Origin of the sequence: Leptospira perolatii, assembly GCF_002811875.1 — a bacterium.
Classification (GTDB): domain Bacteria; phylum Spirochaetota; class Leptospiria; order Leptospirales; family Leptospiraceae; genus Leptospira_B; species Leptospira_B perolatii.
Genome location: NZ_NPDZ01000006.1, coordinates 229,811 through 249,139, shown reverse-complemented (window position 1 = coordinate 249,139; position 19,329 = coordinate 229,811). Strand labels below are relative to the sequence as shown.

Below are 19,329 nucleotides of genomic sequence, written 5' to 3'. Positions count from 1 at the left end.
GCAAATCATACGACTCTCGTTTAAAGGTAGGAGTGACTTGGTAGCCGGCCATATCACATACAAGTATTGAATTCGCCTCGGGAGGCAGAGCAGTTAGGATATCCTCCAAGCCCTTGGTCATCCCATCCGCTTCTAAGTGAGAAATTCGATCAAATTGGCTACAGAAATTATCAGTAAAGCCTCTTTCTCTTTTTAGATTCTCTAATATTTCCAAAAAGCGAAGCCCCGAAAACTTTTCCAAAGAGTCTTTCAAAGTTTTGTTAAAGCGCTTCTTATCCTGGAATTCAAGAGTCGGCTTAGAAAAATAGAACCCTTGGAGCAAATTGGCTCCCATAGAAAGCGCGAGATACAATTCCTCTTCGGTTTCTACTCCTTCAAATAGTAGTTGAGAACCGAGTCTTTGCGACATCTCCGAGATAGCAGCCAATACATTCTTGAAAGAACGCCTGTTTAAGCTTTCTCTCATGATCTTAATATCAACTTTAATGATATCAGGGTGAATGTATCCGATTCTCTCCAAATTTGAGAATCCCACTCCAAGATCATCTACCGCGATCTTGATTCCCCTCTCTCTAAAGATACTCACTATGTATAATAACTTTTCTACGTTCCCTTCGAATTTATCTTCCGTGATTTCTAAAACCACATCCGCAGGGTTCACGTCGTATTTCTCGATTAGGTGCAAAATATGCAGCCTTTTGATATCTAAGACTTCTCCCGTGTAAACCATAGAGAGAAAGTTTGGCATCATGTTCAGAAAGATTCTAGTCTTTAGCCCGGTTTCCTTGAGATGCTTGATCGCTTTTTCGCGGATGATTCTATCTATATGAACAAGACGCACTGCATCCGTGTTTGGATTGTGAAAGTGGTATCCTAGAGATCGATAATCTCTCGTTTCCGAAGAAAAGACTCTTCCGAGCACCTCATACCCAATGATATTTCTATTTCCGACATCCAGAATCGGCTGGTAATGAGGAGAATAATAGCCTTCTCCTAAAGATAGTATCTGGTGTGTCTCGGGTTCTACGAGCATGCAATGATTCCGTATGTACTAAAATCCGACAAGAAAGTGCCTTCAAGCACATTTCCCAAACTGCCTTCTATAATTCCAAAACAATTCTTAGATTTGCTTCTCGTATTTTCCAACTAAGCAATAGTGGCAACAAAAATAGACCTTACGACCAAAAGAAATTAAGTACAGTAGTCAGTTACCTTGAAACTCAGCAAAATAATTTCTGCAGAGCAAAAATCAATGAGGACAAACGCTTAAAAACTAAACATTCACTCTCTACGAATATGAAATCGATTTCTGGAAAGGTAAAGAGTGAATGATCATTCTACAAGAATCGATTCACAATAATTTTCACTTCCGACTTTAAATAAGTAATCCATTAGGCTTATATAATTTAGATCTAATTGGCTAATTGCTCAAGAGACAAAATCCCGATAGTATTGTATCAAAGTAAATTCCGCCGAATCTTGGAGGTTTTCTGGGCTATTGTGAAACGCCTTTTTATCGTTAGGTGGCGTATTTAACAGGCGTTGATAAACGTTTTGGCTCGAATCTTATAATTTTGAGAATTGCTTCGGAATTCTTTTCAGCGAGCTTAAGATGCAATAACTAGGTCTAGAACTACTTTGCCGTCCATCTCGCCGGTTACCTCGTTCATCGCTCTTTCGGGGTGAGGCATCATACCTGCGATCTTAAAATCGGGTGAACAGATCCCGGCGATTTGGTCCAAACTGCCGTTCGGATTGTCACCTTCGTAATAAAACAGAATTCTGCCGCTGTCCTTTAGTTCCTTTCTGACTTCTTCCGAAGCAAAATAACAACCGTCTCCGTGTGCGATCGGAATTCTCAATATTTTCTCTATAGGAAGTTTCCCGCTGATCTGATTCTTTTCAGAACCTTTTTTTAGACTCACTGTCTTGCAGATATACTTTAGATTTCTATTACGGATTAGAGCTCCGGGAAGATAGCCCGCTTCCGTCAGAATTTGGAATCCATTGCAGATACCAAATAGCTTTCCTCCACGATCCGTATGCTCCTTTACGGACTTCATTACTGGAGAAAAAGAAGCCATGGCTCCGGAGCGAAGATAATCTCCGTAAGAAAACCCGCCAGGAAGGAAAACCAAATCGTACTTCTCTGAAAATTGGTCCTTGTGCCAGATCTTATCCACTTTTTGCGAATAATTTTTCTTTAATACTGCTACTATATCGTTGTCGCAGTTAGATCCGGGAAAAGTGATAACAGCAAACTTCATGCCGGAACGATCTCCGAGCGATACGTTTCGATCACGTGATTGACCAGCAACTTTTCACAAAGTCTTTCTACGTCCTTCTGGGCGCTCGCAAGGTCCGGTGAGTCCAACTTTACTTCGATGTACTTTCCTACTCTTACGTCCTGGACTGAATTCTCGCCTAATTCGCGTAATGTGCCCTTGACCGTGTTGCCTTGTGGGTCAAGCACGGACTCCTTGAGAGTTACGTTGATTCTCGCAATAAACATCTTAGCAATCGATCCTGAATATCCTTGTATGCGGCTTCTAATTCCGAAATCAGAAAATCCGGTAGATCCGGCGGAGGAGGAAGTTTGTTCCATCCTGATTTTTCCAAATAGTTTCGGAGAATTTGTTTGTCCATACTCGGAGGTGAAGTTCCGAGCCGGTAAGTCTCCTCAGACCAATATCTGGAAGAGTCCGGAGTCAGTATCTCATCGATCAAAATCACTTCCCCGTTCAACAACCCAAACTCAAACTTGGTATCGCAGAGTAGAATTCCCGCCTCACCTACCAATTCAGCCGCCCTATTATAAATGGAAATCGATTTTTCCTTTAAGATTCGAAACAGTTCACTTCCGATTCGATTTTCCATTTCCTTTTCGGAAATATTTTCATCATGTCCAGAATCGTTTTTTACGGCAGGAGTAAAAGCCGGTTCGGACAATTTGCATGATTCCTGCAATCCTTGTGGTAGCTTTTTAGAGGCTAAGGTTCCGAATTCCTTGTATTCTTTCCAACCGGAACCGGATAAGTAACCTCGGACCACGCATTCAAAATCGATCCGCTTGCACTTTTTGGTCAAAACCGATCTTCCTTCTAAGTCTGGATTGTTCCGGAAAGGTTCCGGAAATTTGGACACATCTGTTTCTATAAGATGATTCGGAATGTCTTGAAAATACTGAAACCAGGCGGCAGAAATCGTATTTAATATCTTACCTTTGTTGGGAACTTTTTGTGGAAAGACCATATCGAACGCAGAAATCCGATCCGTGGAACATAGGATCAGCTTGTCTCCGAGGTCATATACGTCTCTCACCTTTCCTTTATAAGAAGGCTCAGGTAATCCGGTCATCCTTGCAGCACCATCAGTGCAATATCATCGTCGTGAGTCATCTTGTTCGAATGAGCTAGGATTTTGTCCAAAGTATAACCAAGAATATCTTCTTGGGAACTGACTGCTTCGGCAAAAATCCGTTTCAACCTTTCTTCTCCCAGAATATTGTATTCTTCGTCCGTTATCTCAGTCGCACCGTCCGTATAAAGCAATAAAGAGGATCCAGGTTCGAATTGGATCGAACGAAATTCTTCGCCGGTTCCGAGGTCGATCGGAATGATTAGCGGGCCCATGCCAGGCAGTTCCTCTACATTTCCGTTTTTATAGAGCAAAGGAGGAGGATGTCCTCCATTTGCATACTCGAGAGTTCTGTCTTTTTTCAGGATCCCATAAAAGAAAGTGATGGAGAAGTCTTCCGGAAGAATCTTTTCCAACTGCATTCTGAGAGTTTTGACTTTGTCCTGAAGTCCCTGTATGGAAGCCAAGTTCGATACCTGCATTTTTACCATCGCCGACAACAACGCAGCAGAAGGACCATGACCTGAACAGTCAGCAATAAAAAGATGGAGTTCTTCGTCCTGGACCCAGGCATCTATAAAGTCCCCGCCGATTTGCATGAGCGGGTGGAACATAGTAGCGACATGAATTCCATTCCAATCCAAGAACTTTTCTGGAACAAGTTCCTGCTGGACCCTTCTCGCCATGACCAACTCTTTCTCATACTTTTTCTTTTGCTGCAAGAGTTCATCCTGCAAATTCTTGATCCGTATGAATGCTCTAATCTTTGCGATCAATTCTTTCGGCTGAAATGGCTTATGAATAAAATCATCTCCGCCATGACCGATCGCCTCGTCAAAACCTAACTCACGATTGTAAGCAGTGATAAAGAGAATCGGGAGCAGCTTGAACCGGTCAATCTCTCTTAGTTCCATACAAAAAGAGAACCCATCTTGGCCGGGCATGCTCACATCCAAGAGTAAAACATCTACGTGGTTGGTTGCTAAAATCTTTCTGGCGTCGTCCGTGTTTACCGCAGTGAATACTTGGAATCCGAGCGGTCTGAGAGTATGTACTAAAAGCTTCAGATTAATGTCCGAGTCGTCTACAGCTAATATGGCGTAATCGGAATATTTCATACTTTCAATCTATGTAAAAAAACTTGAGAGTCCTATTCTCCAACAAAAACTAGATCAGGATCCTCTCAAAAACTCGAGAAATTTATCTAGTTTTCACTTTTTTTAATCTTCTAATAAAGGCATTTCCTCTTTCAAGGCCTTTGTCTTATCTAGACGATACACCATTCGATACAAAACTAAAAAAAGTAAATGATACCCTAGAACTCCAGACCAAAATGAGATCCTCATGTCTGGATCCATTCCACCTTTTCCTAATACAGATTCAGGATGGTTTCCTGGATTTTCGACCCACCGAATCGCTCCCCAGGTTAGAACTGCGTTTACCATACAAAGAATACTCAGAAAAGCAGAAAATACGTATTTTTTGTTCGGCTGCACGACGAGATTACGAAGCAGAAAATAAGAAATCAAGCTCAAGACTAAGACAAAGAAAGACTGCAATCTTGCGTCTGTAAAATCCCAAGGAGTTCCCCAGGCATAGTACGCCCAGATTGGACCGGAAAAAAGAACTCCGACCGCAAAGAGTAAAGAGATTTTATTCGCAGAAAAAGATAGAGTATCCCAGACTCTATCTCCCTTCCAAAGATAAATCATCGCACAAATGGAAGATATCATAGGACCGTACAGGGCAACCCATGCAACCGGAACATGGAAATAGAAAATTCGATGGGAGATCCCTTGTTCTAAAATTACGGAAGGATAAAATAATCCGAGCAGAACCGCGAACGGAAAAAATCCCAGAAATGCAAGCCCTAGGATCCAATCCCAAACCGGATGAGAGATTCTGAGATTCATACGTTGGAGAGGATGTTTCTATTCATTTGGTACATCAAGTAGAATTAATCGTGATCCGACGTCATTTCCACGAGCAAGGCTCCCATAGAACCGTAGAAAACCGCAAAAGCCGCCAAGAGATAAAAAGATCCTGATACCGCCGAAAAAGGGAGGGTCGCAAGCTTCCTCTCGGCTTCCATTCCATATAAGAAAATTGGAATAGAAAACGGCACAATCAGAAGTGGAAGTAGGATTTCCTTCAGCCTGGAAGACAAACTGATATGGGATAGGCCCACTCCCAAAAAGGAAAGATTCAGAATCCCAGGAAGGAAGAAAATCAAATGCTTGCTCCATTCTCCGAATTCAAGCGGAAAAGCAGAGAAAAAGAGGGAGAATAGTCCCAGCAAATAGAGCGCGGTGCCGGATAACGCGACAAAAACCAAAAGAGATTTAGAAATATATAATATCCAGGGAGACACGAATTGCTGACTGGCAGAACCGCCTCCGGCTTCCCTCTCTTCCCAGGTAAACTGTCCCACCAATACAAAGGAGGCGACAAACAAGATCGCCCATTTGAGTCCGATCAATGTCGTTCTGTCCATTTTTCCGGATCTTTCCAGTGCAAAATGGAAGAGGAATACCATCGCGGAAACGAGTACTACCAACGAAAAAATTCCGTTACTCGCTCTTCCCAGAAGTCTGATTTCTTTTTGAAGCAGAGCCCAGAGGATCCTCATATTGTCTCCTCTCCGAGTATCAGGTTTTTTTCCGGAAGTTCTAGGGAGAGATTCGCATCGTGGGTCACTAAAATCAATGCGGAGCTTTTTCCTATAGATCTCACGATTTCTTTTGCAATTTTTACTCCGTCCGAGTCCAGCGCGGTAAACGGTTCATCTAACATATACAAATCGGATTTGGAAAGTAGAGCCCGAATCAAAGCCGACTTTTGTTTCATCCCTCTGGAAAAAGTGGAGACTGGGTCAAATCGTCTTCCCCAGAGCCTGAATTCTCTAAGCCAGGATTCGATTTGCTCTTTTGAATGTGAGGCACCGGCGATCCTTCGAAAATATTCTAAGTTCTCCTCTAAAGATAAGGTAGTATAAAGACCTAGTTCGTGTCCTAGGTAGGAGATCCTCGGATTTTTGCTGCCCCGAAATTGGAACTGTTCCGGCCACTTTTTATGGTGTAAAATAGAACGCAGGAGAGTGGTCTTACCTGCCCCATTTCTGCCTTTGACAAACATGGTTTCTCCGCTGAAAACGGAAAAGGAAACGTTTTTCAAAACCTGCTTTCTCCCGATACTATAGGAGAAAGAAAGGCATTCGAGTACCGGGATAGAAGTTTGTGATTCCTGCAAATTCAATGAGGACAATCTGTCTGCGAAAACCGTTTTTACAAGGCTTTAATTTCGCTAAAGCCAAACGGTTTTTTTGTACCGTAACATTTGTCAGTTTGTTCGCAGCGATTTTTTCTTTCGGTCGGTTAGAAGCTCAGTTCAAAATCGGAGGAAGCGAATATTCCGGAGCCCTTTGGGGTGAGAACGAGCTTCTAGATCCGATCTATTATCAAAAAGGAAGCCTTCTCCGGTCGGAGCAGGATTTTATTCTAGCAGCCGGAAAAACCTGGCAGGGGGAACCTCCGATATCACAAGGAGCCTTCCAGTTCGAAGGCAAGACCATTTCCAATTGCGGAAACTTCAATAACGAAGCTGTGTTACTGCTTCAAACCGCTGATCCTGTAAAAAGAGCAATAGCGATTCGAATGCTCGAGGCTGGAGTAAAGTTCGATCCTGCATTCTTTGCTTTTCGCTATAATCTAGGAAGAGCATACCATATAGAGAAGAATTATCAAAAGGCGATCCTTCAGTTTGAATACGGGGCCGCAGAGGTCCCTCAATATTATAGATCTTACATACACCTCGGTGTTCTTTACGAATTGTTAAACGAACAAATACAGGCCGTGATTTATTATAAAAAAGCGGTCGAAAGAAACGAATTCCAAACCGAGGCCTTAGTTCTGTTAGGTGAACACTACATTAAGACGGATTTGAGAAACAGAGCCCAGATCTACATCAAGAAGGCGCTCTCGGTCGACGAGCACAGTCCGGATGCGAAGCTAGGGTTAGCAAGACTGGAGATTCTTTCCGGAAGAGATTATTATGCTTATAAGATTTTGCGAAACACGGATCTCTATGACGACATGGGAAAGAAGAGGTCCTACAACAAAAAATTCCATTTCTTCTTTGCAGAAACTGCGAGCAAGATTGGCGATTATGTCACGGCTGCTAAAGAATATGATGAACTACTGAAATTCCCAAACGACCCGTTCTTTTCCGAATTTTCCTACAAAATTATCCAGAGAAGAAGGGACCTAGCCCAAAGGTTCGCGGACATTAAAGCCTTGGACGAAGAAGAAAACAACGAAACAGGAAAGTGAAATTGCGAGGCCCGAAAAAGGCTTGGCTTTTCACTTGAAATCTCGCATCTTTGGGATGGAGGAACCAATGAAAAACCAGACCAGGCTTTTCGCTCTGGCCGCTCTCCTTATTTCCCTTCCCTTGTTGGCGCAAGATAAAAAGAAAGCCAGCCAGGCGGATATTTTCCAGGATGAAACGAGCGAGTACACCAAATCTCTAAGAAAGATCATTAAGAGTTTAGAAGATACGATTAATGACCGCTTGAAAGATTTGGAAAGAAAACACGATATGCTCGTAATTCTGAAACCGGAATATGAGAAACGCCAGACTATCGTCACGGAAGACATTCCATTCCAAGTTCAGGACGGTTACGAGAGCAATTTGCTCAAGTATATTACCTACCAGTTCGAAGGTGGAAAAGTGAAAGACATCACGCTGTCCTCCGAGTCCAAAAGAATTTACTACGAAGTAATGTTCGAAAACAAAAGGATCATTTTTCGACCCGGCGATTTAAAGCAGTCGGAAATTATTCACGAAGTTTTCGAAGCTACTGAGAAAACTATGTTAAACGATATCTCGCTTGAAAATCAAATCAAAGCGTTGAGATTACTCGAAACTAGTCTTAGATCGTCGATTTATCGAATCGATATTCTTCTTGCTTTGTACAAGGACAACAAGGACAGAAAGAATCTTTCGCATATCGATATCTAAAATTAAAGAGAAATTTTCCCGGAAGAGGAAAGGGCTTCCATTAAGAGCTTGGTTTCCTTTTTCCGGGGATTTTCCGAAACTTCTGAAACAGTCCCCTCTTCGATCAAACTTCCGGATTCCATTACGGCAATTCTAGAACAATATGTGAGCGCAGTACGCACGTTATGCGTTACCCATAAGATACTGGCTCCCGCATTTCGAGAAAGTTTAGACAATTCGGAGACCACGTCGTTTCTCAGAATCGGATCCAGAGCGGAAGTTGCCTCGTCCAAAAGAAAAATCTTCGGCCTTACTAACAAGGCCCTGAGCAAAGCAAATCTTTGTAATTCTCCGCCCGAAAAGGATGAGGCGTTTCTTTTCAAATCCCTTCCCAGCAATCCCAAAATCGGAATCCATTTGTCCAGTAAGACTTCATACTGGTCCTCTTCTTTTAACAACAGGAGAGGTTCTCTTAGGCTCTTCTCCAGGCTCCAAAGCGGGTCAAAGCTTCCGATTGGATCTTGAAACACCGGCTGCACTAATTTCGGTGAAATATTCTCTCTACCGAAATAATAAATCGAACCAGAACTTTTCCAATTAGAGGGAAATGGAATCCCGAGCAGTGCTTTGATTAAGGTAGACTTTCCGGATCCAGACCTGCCGAAAATTGCAAGGAAGTCTCCTTTTTTCAGATCCAGATTTACTGAATCCAAAAGTTTCCGTTTGGAATTCTCGATAGAAAGTTCCTTCACTTTAATAGCGAGTTCGGAATGCTGTTCGGTGAATGAATTTCCCTTGGCTTCCATCCAATACCTGTTTATTGCTTGCCCGAATTTCTTACAACCACTCCTCTTAAGACATGGACCTCAAAATCACAGAGGTGGGACCAAGAGATGGTCTTCAAAACGAATCCAAACAAATATCCACTGCAGATAAATTGAGCTTTATCCAAAAGTTAAGTGAATCCGGAATTAAAAATATAGAAGCGACTTCCTTTGTAAAGAAAGAGGCGATTCCTCAGTTAGGAGATGCGAAAGAACTCTCCGCAAGTCTGGATTTTCAAAAAAATAGTAACTATTCCGCTCTTACTCCGAATCTTAAAGGTTACGAAGCTGCAATCGCTTCCGGCTTTAAAGAAGTCGCGGTCTTTACTGCAGCGTCCGAAAGTTTTACGAAAAAGAATATCAATCGCACGATCTTAGAATCTATAGAAGGCTTTCGAGAAATATTCAAGCAGGCACAAAAAGACGGAATTAGAGTTAGAGGATACGTTTCCACGGTCATCGATTGTCCGTACGAAGGAAAGATTGCGCCTTCGAAGGTTTTGGACGTGACGAAAATACTTTTGGACCAGGGTGCCTATGAAATTTCCTTGGGAGAAACGATCGGAACTGCTGTGCCTTCTGAGGTGGAAGCACTACTAAAACTATTATTAAAAGAAATTCCTTCCGCAAAGCTGGCTGGACATTTTCACGACACTTACTCTATGGCAATTGCGAATGTTCACAAATCGTACGAAATGGGGATAAGGTCCTTCGATTCTTCTGCTGGCGGACTGGGTGGATGCCCTTATGCAAAAGGAGCCTCAGGAAACTTAGCAACTGAAGATTTGGTCTATTATTTCCACAAGTCTGGAATTCAAACCGGAATCGATTTGGAAAAGTTGGTCCAGGCCTCCAAGTTTATGGAGGAGATTCTGGGAAGGAAATTAACTTCCAAAGCTTATATCGCCTTACGAAGTAAGATGGTAGCTTCCTAAACAAATATTAATTTTTTGCAAAGTGTCTGAGTCCAATAAGCGCAAAAATCAAATCAAAGGAAAATTTGATACTTTATTCCAAAAGTATAATACTCCCGAATATTTAGGCACGGATCCTATTTTTCTGTGCTATTTGTACGACTCTAAAGAGGACAAAGAATTTGTAGGTCTGATTTCTTCTTTATTCGCATATGGAAACGTGACCGCTATTCGAAGATTTCTATCTCGCTTGCTGGAGCCGATGGGCAAATCTCCGAAATCCTTTTTGCTTTCGGAAGGAACGAAAGTACTTCGAAATCGTCTGGGGGCCTACAGATTTCAGACAGAGAATGACACCCTGCTATTTTTGGACGGATTAAGAATCGCTTACAGACAAAATGCGCAAATCGGGTCTTGGTCTTTAGAGCCTTGGTTTCAAACGGAAACCTCTCGAGCATCGCTCGAAAATAGAATCTTGCACTTTCAAAGAAAATTCGGTTCGGTTTTGCAAAGCATCAACCCGAAATGGGAAACTTATGGACTGAAATTTTTGATCGGAACCGGAAAGCAAAACTCAGCATTAAAAAGATACTGCATGTTCTTGCGTTGGATGGTCAGGAACCAGTCACCTGATTTTGGACTGTACAAATCAATTTCAACTTCCGAGCTAGTGTTCCCGTTAGACACTCATATCAATCGAATCGGAGAAATCATAGGAGCAACTTTTAGAAAGTCTCCCGACTTTAAAAAGTCTAGAGAGATTACGGATTTCTTTTTGGATTTGTATCCGGAAGATCCTCTGCGAATGGATTTTGCATTGAGTAGACTAGGAATCTTGAAAAAGTGCAAAGCAAAGTACGATCAGGATTTATGCGAAACTTGTGAACTGCGTTCTATCTGCAGAATTTATGCAAATAGATAAAATGGATTCTTTCTGTTAGCTTTCAGCGGGGAGTTTCCGAAAGACCTCTTGCTGATTTTCAGGTGAGAATAATTTGGCACCGCCACGGGGAATTGAACCCCGGTTACAAGAATGAAAATCTTGTGTCCTAACCACTAGACGATGGCGGCTTGTGAAATTTGTCCGAGTCCTGAGTCGTCTGGGACTCGAACCCAGGACCCTCTCATTAAAAGTGAGATGCTCTACCGACTGAGCTAACGACTCTCGAACGGTTTCGAGAACACGATATTTTGGGAGCCCCTATGGTCAAACGATTTTCAGAGAATTTTACGGACAGGAAGCAATCGTATCTTTTCTATCCGGTCCTGTAGAAATTAAATCGATTCGAACTCCGATTAATTTTTCCAAGGCGCGTACATAATCCTTACATCTCGATGGTAGCTGGTCAAACTCTCCGATTCCTGTGATATCGGTTTTCCATCCAGGAAATTCTTCGTAAATTACTTTCACGTGCTCTAAGCCTTGAGAAGGAAAACAATCCAACTTTTTGCCGTTTCTCTCGTAAGCTACTGCGACAGGAATCTTATCGTAGGCAGATAGAACATCGATCTTGGTTAAAGCTACGGATGTTAAACCGTTGATTCGAACGGCATGTCTCAGAACTTCAGTGTCGAACCAACCGCACCTTCTAGGTCGACCGGTCGTCGCTCCATATTCTTGTCCTAGAGCCCGAAGCTTTTCTCCTTCTTCCCCTTCTAATTCTGTAGGGAAAGGGCCTTCTCCAACTCTTGTAGTATATGCCTTCGTAATTCCGATTACGCTTTTCAAATATTGAAATGCAATTCCGGATCCGATAAATGCGCCGCCAGTTGTAGGATTAGAACTGGTCACGTACGGATACGTACCGAAGTCTACGTCCAATCCAGTTCCTTGTGCTCCTTCTAGGAGAACTCTTTTGCCTGCTTTTAACTGAGTGTCGAGATAGAAAGCGGTATTCACGATATTTTTGCGAACCTTGGAGTTGAAATACTTCAATCGATCCACGATTTCTTTCGTAGAAATTTTTTCGATTCCGTAGAGTTTGCCCAGCTCTGCATTCTTCTCTTCTACCAAATGATTGAGTCTAGATTCGAAATCATCCTCGAGTAAATCTCCTACTCTAAGGCCGATCCTCATCATTTTATCTGCATAGCAGATTCCGATTCCCTTTTTGGTAGTTCCGATTTTTCTGCCAGGACTCGATACGCTCTCTCTTGCAGAATCCACTAATCCGTGAAAAGGAAAGAGCAGGTGACAAGCGTCGCTAATTAGTAATTTATCATATACCGGAAACCCTTCCGACTGCAACTTATCGCATTCTTCTATAAAGAACATCGGATCCAGGACTACTCCGTTTCCGATCACGCAAGTCGTCTGGTCGTAAATAACTCCGGACGGAACCAAGTGAAATACGTATTTTTTTCCGTGGACTACCACGGTATGTCCTGCGTTTGCCCCACCTTGGTATCGAACGATAATATCCGTGTCTTTGGATAAGAAATCGATTACCTTGGCTTTACCTTCATCCCCCCATTGGGTTCCGACTACGAGTGTTGCAGGCATATTATTCTTTCCTTTTTGTTTTTAAACATATTGGTTCGGCAACTTTTAAAAATAATCTTTAATTAGATTTTCGAATCCCTTCTAGGATATCCACGTTGATCGCGTATCCACACGCTTCTTTTGGAATCCCGGAGAAAGTTTGGTAGAGGTGATCATACACTCCACCGGTGACCACTGGCTCCGAGTCCCCTGCCACATATCCTTGGAATACGAATCCGGTATAATATTCCAAATCGGGTATGAGTGAAAAGTCCGCGCAAAACTCTATGCTTCGAGTAGTAGGCATCGAGGACAGTATTTCTTGTGTGTCGGCCAAAGTACTTCGAAACGATTCCGGCATTCCGGCAAAAGAAAGCCTTGATCCGAATTCTTGGAGTTCGGAAGTAAAGCCTAAACAGAGTGATTCGACGATTGGTAGGATCTCCTTCCATTTCGTATTCCCGCCTAAATACTTCCGAATCTCGGGCAGATTTTTGCGATAGAGCAGGAAAGAAAGGATCCTTTGCTCTTGGTGACTCAGACCGGCTTTTTCAATCAAGGATCGAAATAGATTCACATTTCCTAATACGATCGTCACTGGCGCGGAGATCCGAATGTCGTTTAGTAGAACGCGAATCTCTTCTAGCATTTTCAGGACCGCACCCTTTCCAGATCCACCTAGGTTTTCTGCACCTACTTGGTTGATCTCTTTTCTGTCCCCGCTTTTTCTTCCATAGTCTCTGAAGGTTTTGCCAATATAAAAAATCTTCTGATTTTCTTTGCGGTGCGCAAATGCAGCCATTCCTTTCACTGCTTGCACCGTCAGATCGACGCTAGGCGATAGCTCTCTTCCGTCGGAATCTCTGAACCTATAAAGTGCGGCAGAATCCTCATCAGAAACTGTATGAAGAAAAGAAGAAGAGTAATCGAAAGAGGGCAGAAATACTTCGGAATATCCGAATTTACGCAGACCGGAGCATAATGAATCTAAAAGCTGTCGCCTTTCTAAACTGTCTTCCGGCCCCAGAAAGTGAAAACCTTCTGGAATCCATTTCTTTTCAGTAAACTCGGGAGGATTATGTGTCATCTGAATTTTGCAGAGCCCCAAAGAACAGTTCGTTGGGAGGAGGATAGAATTCAAATCGTTTTTCCCAAAAAATAGAATGACAATTCACGTTCTGAGAGTAGAACGTATTCTCCGGAAATCTCGGGCACCTACTCTTACCAAAGTTTAGCCCGAAGTCTGTGATCGGAATCAATCCTAACTATCAACCCCGAATCAAAAATAGAGGCGTCCGTACTATGGCCGAAAAAGAGCAATCACTTGGAAGGTGGCAAAAAGAATTCTTCGAAAACATCCATTTGTTCAAAAGATCAGGAATGAGTGAAGAAGAGGCTAAGAAGATCCTACAAAAGTTCCTCTATCTTTGCTCGATTACATCCATGCCCCCGGTAATGGACGTGTTTAAGGATCCTGGCACCCTGGAACAGGTTGGGGTTTATACAAGTCCGGAAAAGAAGGCAAGGGAGTTTATGATTCAATTCCTTTCGCCCATCATGAAGTTTTTCACAGTTGAGGGCGCAGAAAATCTTAAGCTAATCAAGCCTTTGATTGGAAAGGTTCCGATTACATTGATTTCAAACCATTTAAGTCATTTGGACGCACCCGCGATTTTTCAGCTTTTATATCATGCTTCGCCTGAAGGGAAAGAAGTCGCAGAACAACTAGTATTTATTGCGGGCCGCCTTGCCTACGAACCTGACTTTACCCGGTTGGGATTATATATGTTCGGGACATTGCTCGTTTGCTCTAAAAGGGATATGGCGGACAATCCAAGTCTCTCCGATTTGATGACTAAGATTAATATGAGAGCGTTTCGGCATTCTCAAAAGTTGCAATCAGAAGGAAAGATCATCGCAATTTTCCCTGAAGGAACCCGCTCTCGAGACGGAAGGTTAATGCCTTTTGTGGATACGGTCTATCACTATGTAGCAAACAAAGTGATTATCCCAATCTCTTTGGAAAAAACGGATAAGATTCTTCCGACGACCAGCCTACTCTTCAATCAAGTAAACGGAAAACTCGTCATCGGAAAACCTGTGTTAGTCGGTGAACTCAATCGCAAACAGATGGAAAGTTTTCCAAAAAATTTGGAGCAGCTTAGCTTTCCTGAGCACGGGGACAAAAAGCAATTCTTAATCGATAACTTGGCATTGTTGGTCGGTCAGAACTTAAACAAACACCAACACGGAATTTATCGAAACTTATATAGCGGAGATGAACGCAATAAGAATAAGCTGATCAAACTACCGAAAACCCCCGAAGAGAAGATCGTTGTAATCGGCTCAAGCAGCATGGGAATCGCAATCGCAACGATTCTCGCGAATAAAGAAGTTTTAGTGCAGGTTTATCATCCGGATAAGAATTACACTTCTCAATCGGACCAGGAACGTAGAGATCTCAAAAACTATCCTCTGTACAAGCTTCCACCGAATTTGATTTTCACTTCGGATCCCGAAGTTTTCAAGGATGCCACCATCTTTATTCAAGCGACCAATCCTTGGGAGTTGCACACGGTTTATCCCGAGTTGCAACCTTTCTTAAGCAAAAACAAAGCTCCGATCTTCAATGTGGTAAAAGGATTCACTAGCTCCGGTTTGATTTTGGACGATTTCCAACAAGGTCTTGGAATTGAAGACGATCGCATAGGCGTCATCTCCGGTGCATCGTATCCGGATCAGATCATGGAGAGAAAAATCTCGGGATTTGAGATTGCAGCTACGAACGAATCCTTAATTCCCCGTATTCAAAAATTATTAACTACTGGCTATATTTTCCCCAGGCCAGCAATCATTCCTAGTGATGTAAGGGGTGTACAGCTCGGAGGCGCATTAAAAACGATTTACGCGTTGGCAATGGGCATCGTGGAAGGTTACTTTACACAAACCTTAGGTGGAAATGTGGACAATTCTCTTTTTCATCTTTCCAATCGATTCTTCAATGAAATGGTCAAAGTCGGAGTCAAGATGGGAGGAAAGCCGGAGACATTCCAGGGACTTTCTGGACTTACTGACTTTATGCTGTCTTGTTTTGGAACCGACGCAAAAGATCGGAAAACCGGATACGATCTCGCCTACGGACATCCTTCGGAGAAAATGTCTAACGGATTCTATGGTCTAAAGGTGATGCCGAATTTGATGAAAATCGATCCGGAAGTAGTTCCTATTCTGTTTGCGGCTTACGAGGTTGTAATTAACAAACGAAATGCTGCAAAAGTCGCAGAATCGATGGAAGAAAGATTAGCAAGAGTTCCTACTAGCTCATTCCATCCTGAACAACTCGGAAAAAGCGTTACCGGATAAATTGGACGAAATTTGAATCGGCAGAAAATTATATTCCATTTTCCGAATGAAACCTCGGAAAATGGAAATGTTGGAAAGGTCGACAGCCCATTAATTTCTGTGGTAAATGATCCTTTTTACAGACTGTTTGCGTAAGGTGGTAACTTTACCGTCTCTTTCTATGTAAATTTCATCCTTCGTTTGGTCTTGGATATGCCCGTACATGATCTTGCCATTTCTAAGAATGACCTTCGCCATACCTTCTGTGCCTTCTTCGTCCTCTTCCGGTTCTCCGATTAACTTTGGTTTGTGTCCGTTCTCTGCCTTGACCAGTTGCACTTCGATTCTGCGGTTCATAGCTGACGATTCTAAGTCCATCAGCGGAACTAATGGTTTTTTGGAACCTAACCCCACCGTTTCGATCTTGCTATCTGCGATTCCCTTTGTGAGTAAATAGCTTTTAGTAGATAAAGCCCTTTCTTCAGATAAAGTTTGATTTTTCTTTGGATCTCCGATCAGGTCGGTGTGACCTATGATTCTAATTTTTGCCTCTGGTTTGCGGCTTAAGAAATCTGCGAGTTGATCCAGCACTAAGAAGGAATTCTTGTCCAAGTCGCTCGAATTTACCTTGAAATAAACCCCCTTCAAAATTGCGAAATCATCATGCAAGAGAGAGTCGACGTCCAGCTTCGGTCGATTGCAAACAACTTCTATACTTCTCGCACTCACAATTCCGCCGAGAAAAAACTGAATGACCGAATCGACCGAGCTGCGAAAGATCCGAAGGCTTTCAATTCCATCCCCACATTCAGCAAATGGATGACCTCCTTCAAAATAACCTAATACATAACTTGTGGACTTAAACTGAATGTCCGCGGTTGACTGAGCTAGTCTAGGTCGATCGATTGGATTCACCTTAATTTGGTGACAAGCAAGCAGCAAATTGCCTGAACAAATGATCAGCAAAGAAATAAGTCGGATTCTAATTTGCTTAAAGGAAACGTTCATATATTTTTTCCTTTGGTCTTAGAACTCCCGTAGCATTGGATCGAAAGTGAACGCGGCGAATAGATTCCGATTGTAAGTTGCTCGAAAGTCAGATCCCAAAATGTAGAATATTGGTGGATCTCCTTGATCCCTCGCGCCGGGCATAATTCTTTTTCAGAATATTCCATATTTCTCGGGTACAATCCGAACAAATAGTATCTCTGCTTTATATTGATTTCAGGCGGGTTTTCTTTTGCATCTGCCACTTTAGTTTTTTCTTGTACAGGTGCCAACTTCAAGCGAGCGTGCTGACAAGAAGCAAAGAACAAAGAAAAGAATATCAGCATACTTCCAAAACGAATCATCTGAGATTTCATAGCTTATATCCTCACACAATAAATACGATATGGGTTGCAGGAAGTTCTCCCTGAATCTACAAATCTTGTACCCGAGGACCCGCTGCTAGCACCGGTTCTCCCAAAATTAGAGCTGGAGGCACTTGTCCAATTATCACAAGTCTCTCCGACTTTAGCCTTCCAAGTTGGGCCAGATGCGTCAATTCCTGTAAACACACCAGTTTCTCCTGGCGTGTAGAGTGGATTTTGCAAAGGCATTCTGAGCATCCCGTTGGAGTCAGTGGAGCTCATTACTTGATTCGTATGGTAACTTAAGTAATTCGTATTGGGATGCAAAACCCAATTTCTTGTCAGTGACCGCGTGCAGGATTCGTCCATTAGCAATGCTTTATATTCCGTTGCATTGCCAACCGGTAGCGGGTTCTTTGAGGCGAATTGGAGCTTACAAAGATTATCCATTCCTGCAATCCCGCCAAAGTCGGCCGCGTCTCCCATCTGCGCATAGAAAATATAACACCCTCCGTTAGAGGCGCAATTTCCTGAAAGTGGAGGCGAAGGTATTTGACACAAGTCAGTCGGCGAGGATGGAGTGATTGGCTCATTTGATTGAGTTGCCAGCGCGAGAATCGATCGATTTTTATCGGAATTCTCTACAGGCTCCTCCAAAAGAGCACTTGCAACTGGCCACTGAACGCAGGAGCTGAAAAAAAAGATCGCAAAAGCGAAAGTACAGTAAAGAAAGCTGCCAGAAACTGGCACAAACAAAGTATTTATAATAAAATCTTCCGCCATATAACTCTTGTTTGTTGAACTTGTACTCCGAAAAAAAGCCGATAACTTCAAATTTGATTTTCCTTATTGCCGAATATTAGCGAAACTTGAGTTTCTATATTTGTTCGCTTAACAAAATAACAAACCGGAACTTCTAATTTGATTCAAAAACCTAATTACGTTTCAAAATTACTCCTAATACCCGATACTCGATTTTGTCCGAGTGTGCCACCTTTTGCATGTTAGACGAATTTCCTTCTCACTTGAAGTTTCCACTTAGTTTATATCTTTACTGTCGCACGCAATAGAGACGCAGATTACTATCGCAAGTATAAGACCCGTTTGTATCCACAAACCCAGTCGGATCATTTGAAATTCCAGCCTCTCCACGAATAGCCGATGTGGCAGTACTAGCCCAGCTGTTACAAGTAGTTCCGGCTTTTGGAATCCAGGTGGCTCCAGTAGTATTAATACCGGTGTAGGCAGCAAAGCCGCCTGGACCACTTTCCAGTGAACTTACTAGTGGAAGTGAAAGTTCTCCCGCTGCATCCGAAGTGGAAATCAACGCTCCAGTGTGATAGCTATAATACTGTAGATTTGGGCGCAGAACCCAGTTGGTAGTTAGATTACGTCCTCCAGCCTCATCCATAATCAAGGCTTTATAATCTGAGGCCGATCCTACCGGAGCAGGGGTAAAAACCGAATAAGAAGCCTGGCAAATAGCATCTGCTCCTGTGATCCCACCCATTGCCCCAGACGTCGGACTTGAATAGTAAATATAGCACCCGCCAGTCGTTGAACAATTTGCCGTCGGGGTACTAGTCGGAATACCGGGAGTAGGACTGCTAGGATTTCCTGTGGCCAACAGACCGACTATCAACGAGTTCTCATTCGAATTCTTTTCTTGGGTTTCCAACAAGGCACTTGCAACAGGCCATTGCACGCAGGATACATAAAGTAAGGAAATCATCAGGAATAAAAATCCTGTCTTCAAACGATAAAGGATCAGGGAAAATCCGCTTTTCACCTGATACGTGTAATCCGATTGTCCCATCGCAAAATCACTGTTCATTGTTCGGTAGCCTTTAACTAAGAATTTATACCTCCGTAAAGACTGTTTACGGTCAGAAAATTTCCATATCATTCGATTTCTTTACGAAAACCAACCCTACCTAAACTGCCGATTTGCAAAGACAAGCCTTTAGTTACGTCGTTTAAACTGCGAGGTTCAGCGAATTCATTTAACAAAAAAAATTAGAAATTAAATTTTCTACGCAAAAAGAATTCTGTCCTTTGTT

At 42.6% G+C, this 19,329-nt stretch carries 20 protein-coding genes and 2 tRNA genes; 5 read left to right on the top strand and 17 right to left on the bottom strand.

What is annotated here, in order from left to right:
* The 8 genes from CH373_RS11715 to CH373_RS11680 form a co-directional block, all read right to left on the bottom strand.
* The coding region (locus CH373_RS11715) for an EAL domain-containing protein (protein ID WP_100734095.1) at positions 1-1,033 on the bottom strand (1,033 nt) is incomplete at its 3' end.
* Positions 1,034-1,607: 574 nt separating this feature from the next.
* The gene (purQ, locus tag CH373_RS11710) at positions 1,608-2,267 is read right to left on the bottom strand and encodes a phosphoribosylformylglycinamidine synthase subunit PurQ (protein WP_100714396.1); all 660 of its coding nucleotides are present in this window, start codon (positions 2,265-2,267) and stop codon (positions 1,608-1,610) included.
* The gene (gene purS / locus CH373_RS11705) at positions 2,264-2,512 is read right to left on the bottom strand and encodes a phosphoribosylformylglycinamidine synthase subunit PurS (RefSeq protein WP_100714397.1); all 249 of its coding nucleotides are present in this window, start codon (positions 2,510-2,512) and stop codon (positions 2,264-2,266) included. Before purS ends, purQ begins: the two co-directional genes overlap by 4 nt.
* Positions 2,488-3,357 carry a phosphoribosylaminoimidazolesuccinocarboxamide synthase gene (locus CH373_RS11700; RefSeq protein ID WP_100714398.1) on the bottom strand — a complete coding sequence of 290 codons (870 nt, stop codon included), beginning with the start codon at positions 3,355-3,357 and terminating at the stop codon, positions 2,488-2,490. Before CH373_RS11700 ends, purS begins: the two co-directional genes overlap by 25 nt.
* Positions 3,354-4,475 carry a PP2C family protein-serine/threonine phosphatase gene (locus tag CH373_RS11695; protein ID WP_100714399.1) on the bottom strand — a complete coding sequence of 374 codons (1,122 nt, stop codon included), beginning with the start codon at positions 4,473-4,475 and terminating at the stop codon, positions 3,354-3,356. The genes CH373_RS11700 and CH373_RS11695 overlap by 4 nt, the downstream gene beginning before the upstream one ends.
* Before the next feature lie 102 nt (positions 4,476-4,577).
* Positions 4,578-5,270 carry a cytochrome c biogenesis protein CcsA gene (gene ccsA, locus CH373_RS11690; RefSeq protein WP_100714400.1) on the bottom strand — a complete coding sequence of 231 codons (693 nt, stop codon included), beginning with the start codon at positions 5,268-5,270 and terminating at the stop codon, positions 4,578-4,580.
* Between the two features lie 44 nt (positions 5,271-5,314).
* Positions 5,315-5,986 carry a heme exporter protein CcmB gene (locus CH373_RS11685; RefSeq protein ID WP_100714401.1) on the bottom strand — a complete coding sequence of 224 codons (672 nt, stop codon included), beginning with the start codon at positions 5,984-5,986 and terminating at the stop codon, positions 5,315-5,317.
* Positions 5,983-6,531: an ABC transporter ATP-binding protein gene (locus tag CH373_RS11680; protein ID WP_207761480.1), complete on the bottom strand. Its 549-nt coding sequence runs from the start codon at positions 6,529-6,531 to the stop codon at positions 5,983-5,985. Before CH373_RS11680 ends, CH373_RS11685 begins: the two co-directional genes overlap by 4 nt.
* 80 nt (positions 6,532-6,611) lie before the next feature.
* Between CH373_RS11680 and CH373_RS11675 the strand changes: the two genes are divergently transcribed.
* The gene (locus CH373_RS11675) at positions 6,612-7,685 is read left to right on the top strand and encodes a tetratricopeptide repeat protein (RefSeq protein WP_100714402.1); all 1,074 of its coding nucleotides are present in this window, start codon (positions 6,612-6,614) and stop codon (positions 7,683-7,685) included.
* Positions 7,686-7,752: 67 nt separating this feature from the next.
* Positions 7,753-8,376 carry a hypothetical protein gene (locus CH373_RS11670; RefSeq protein WP_100714474.1) on the top strand — a complete coding sequence of 208 codons (624 nt, stop codon included), beginning with the start codon at positions 7,753-7,755 and terminating at the stop codon, positions 8,374-8,376.
* 2 nt (positions 8,377-8,378) lie between these two features.
* Here CH373_RS11670 and CH373_RS11665 read toward each other — a convergent pair whose 3' ends face one another.
* Positions 8,379-9,161, bottom strand: coding sequence for an ABC transporter ATP-binding protein (locus tag CH373_RS11665; protein WP_100714403.1), 783 nt, complete (start codon positions 9,159-9,161; stop codon positions 8,379-8,381).
* Positions 9,162-9,214: 53 nt separating this feature from the next.
* Between CH373_RS11665 and CH373_RS11660 the strand changes: the two genes are divergently transcribed.
* Both CH373_RS11660 and CH373_RS11655 read left to right on the top strand, forming a co-directional pair.
* Positions 9,215-10,114 carry a hydroxymethylglutaryl-CoA lyase gene (locus CH373_RS11660; RefSeq protein WP_100714404.1) on the top strand — a complete coding sequence of 300 codons (900 nt, stop codon included), beginning with the start codon at positions 9,215-9,217 and terminating at the stop codon, positions 10,112-10,114.
* A 22-nt stretch (positions 10,115-10,136) separates the two neighbouring features.
* On the top strand, positions 10,137-11,015 hold the full coding sequence (locus tag CH373_RS11655; RefSeq protein WP_100714405.1) for a TIGR02757 family protein: 879 nt from the start codon (positions 10,137-10,139) through the stop codon (positions 11,013-11,015).
* Positions 11,016-11,089: 74 nt separating this feature from the next.
* Here the strand turns inward: CH373_RS11655 and CH373_RS11650 are convergent.
* The 4 genes from CH373_RS11650 to CH373_RS11635 form a co-directional block, all read right to left on the bottom strand.
* Positions 11,090-11,164 (bottom strand) — tRNA-Glu (locus CH373_RS11650).
* A 21-nt stretch (positions 11,165-11,185) separates the two neighbouring features.
* A tRNA-Lys gene (locus CH373_RS11645) sits at positions 11,186-11,258 on the bottom strand.
* Between the two features lie 63 nt (positions 11,259-11,321).
* Positions 11,322-12,596 carry an adenylosuccinate synthase gene (locus CH373_RS11640; protein ID WP_100714406.1) on the bottom strand — a complete coding sequence of 425 codons (1,275 nt, stop codon included), beginning with the start codon at positions 12,594-12,596 and terminating at the stop codon, positions 11,322-11,324.
* A gap of 58 nt (positions 12,597-12,654) precedes the next feature.
* Positions 12,655-13,662: an ATP phosphoribosyltransferase regulatory subunit gene (locus CH373_RS11635; RefSeq protein ID WP_100714475.1), complete on the bottom strand. Its 1,008-nt coding sequence runs from the start codon at positions 13,660-13,662 to the stop codon at positions 12,655-12,657.
* Between the two features lie 215 nt (positions 13,663-13,877).
* Here CH373_RS11635 and CH373_RS11630 point away from each other — a divergent pair, with 215 nt between their 5' ends.
* A complete protein-coding gene (locus CH373_RS11630; protein ID WP_100714476.1) occupies positions 13,878-15,938 on the top strand; it encodes a 1-acyl-sn-glycerol-3-phosphate acyltransferase in 2,061 nt (686 codons plus the stop codon).
* Positions 15,939-16,028: 90 nt separating this feature from the next.
* Here the strand turns inward: CH373_RS11630 and CH373_RS11625 are convergent, their stop codons facing one another.
* The 4 genes from CH373_RS11625 to CH373_RS11610 form a co-directional block, all read right to left on the bottom strand.
* The gene (locus CH373_RS11625) at positions 16,029-16,925 is read right to left on the bottom strand and encodes an OmpA family protein (protein WP_100714407.1); all 897 of its coding nucleotides are present in this window, start codon (positions 16,923-16,925) and stop codon (positions 16,029-16,031) included.
* Positions 16,922-17,281 (bottom strand): Bor/Iss family lipoprotein, encoded by a 360-nt coding sequence (locus CH373_RS11620; protein WP_100714408.1) that lies wholly within the window; start codon positions 17,279-17,281, stop codon positions 16,922-16,924. The genes CH373_RS11625 and CH373_RS11620 overlap by 4 nt, the downstream gene beginning before the upstream one ends.
* Positions 17,282-17,284: 3 nt before the next feature.
* On the bottom strand, positions 17,285-18,052 hold the full coding sequence (locus CH373_RS11615) for a DUF1554 domain-containing protein (RefSeq protein ID WP_100714409.1): 768 nt from the start codon (positions 18,050-18,052) through the stop codon (positions 17,285-17,287).
* A gap of 268 nt (positions 18,053-18,320) precedes the next feature.
* A complete protein-coding gene (locus CH373_RS11610) occupies positions 18,321-19,103 on the bottom strand; it encodes a DUF1554 domain-containing protein (RefSeq protein WP_165778820.1) in 783 nt (260 codons plus the stop codon).
* Positions 19,104-19,329: the final 226 nt, after the last annotated feature.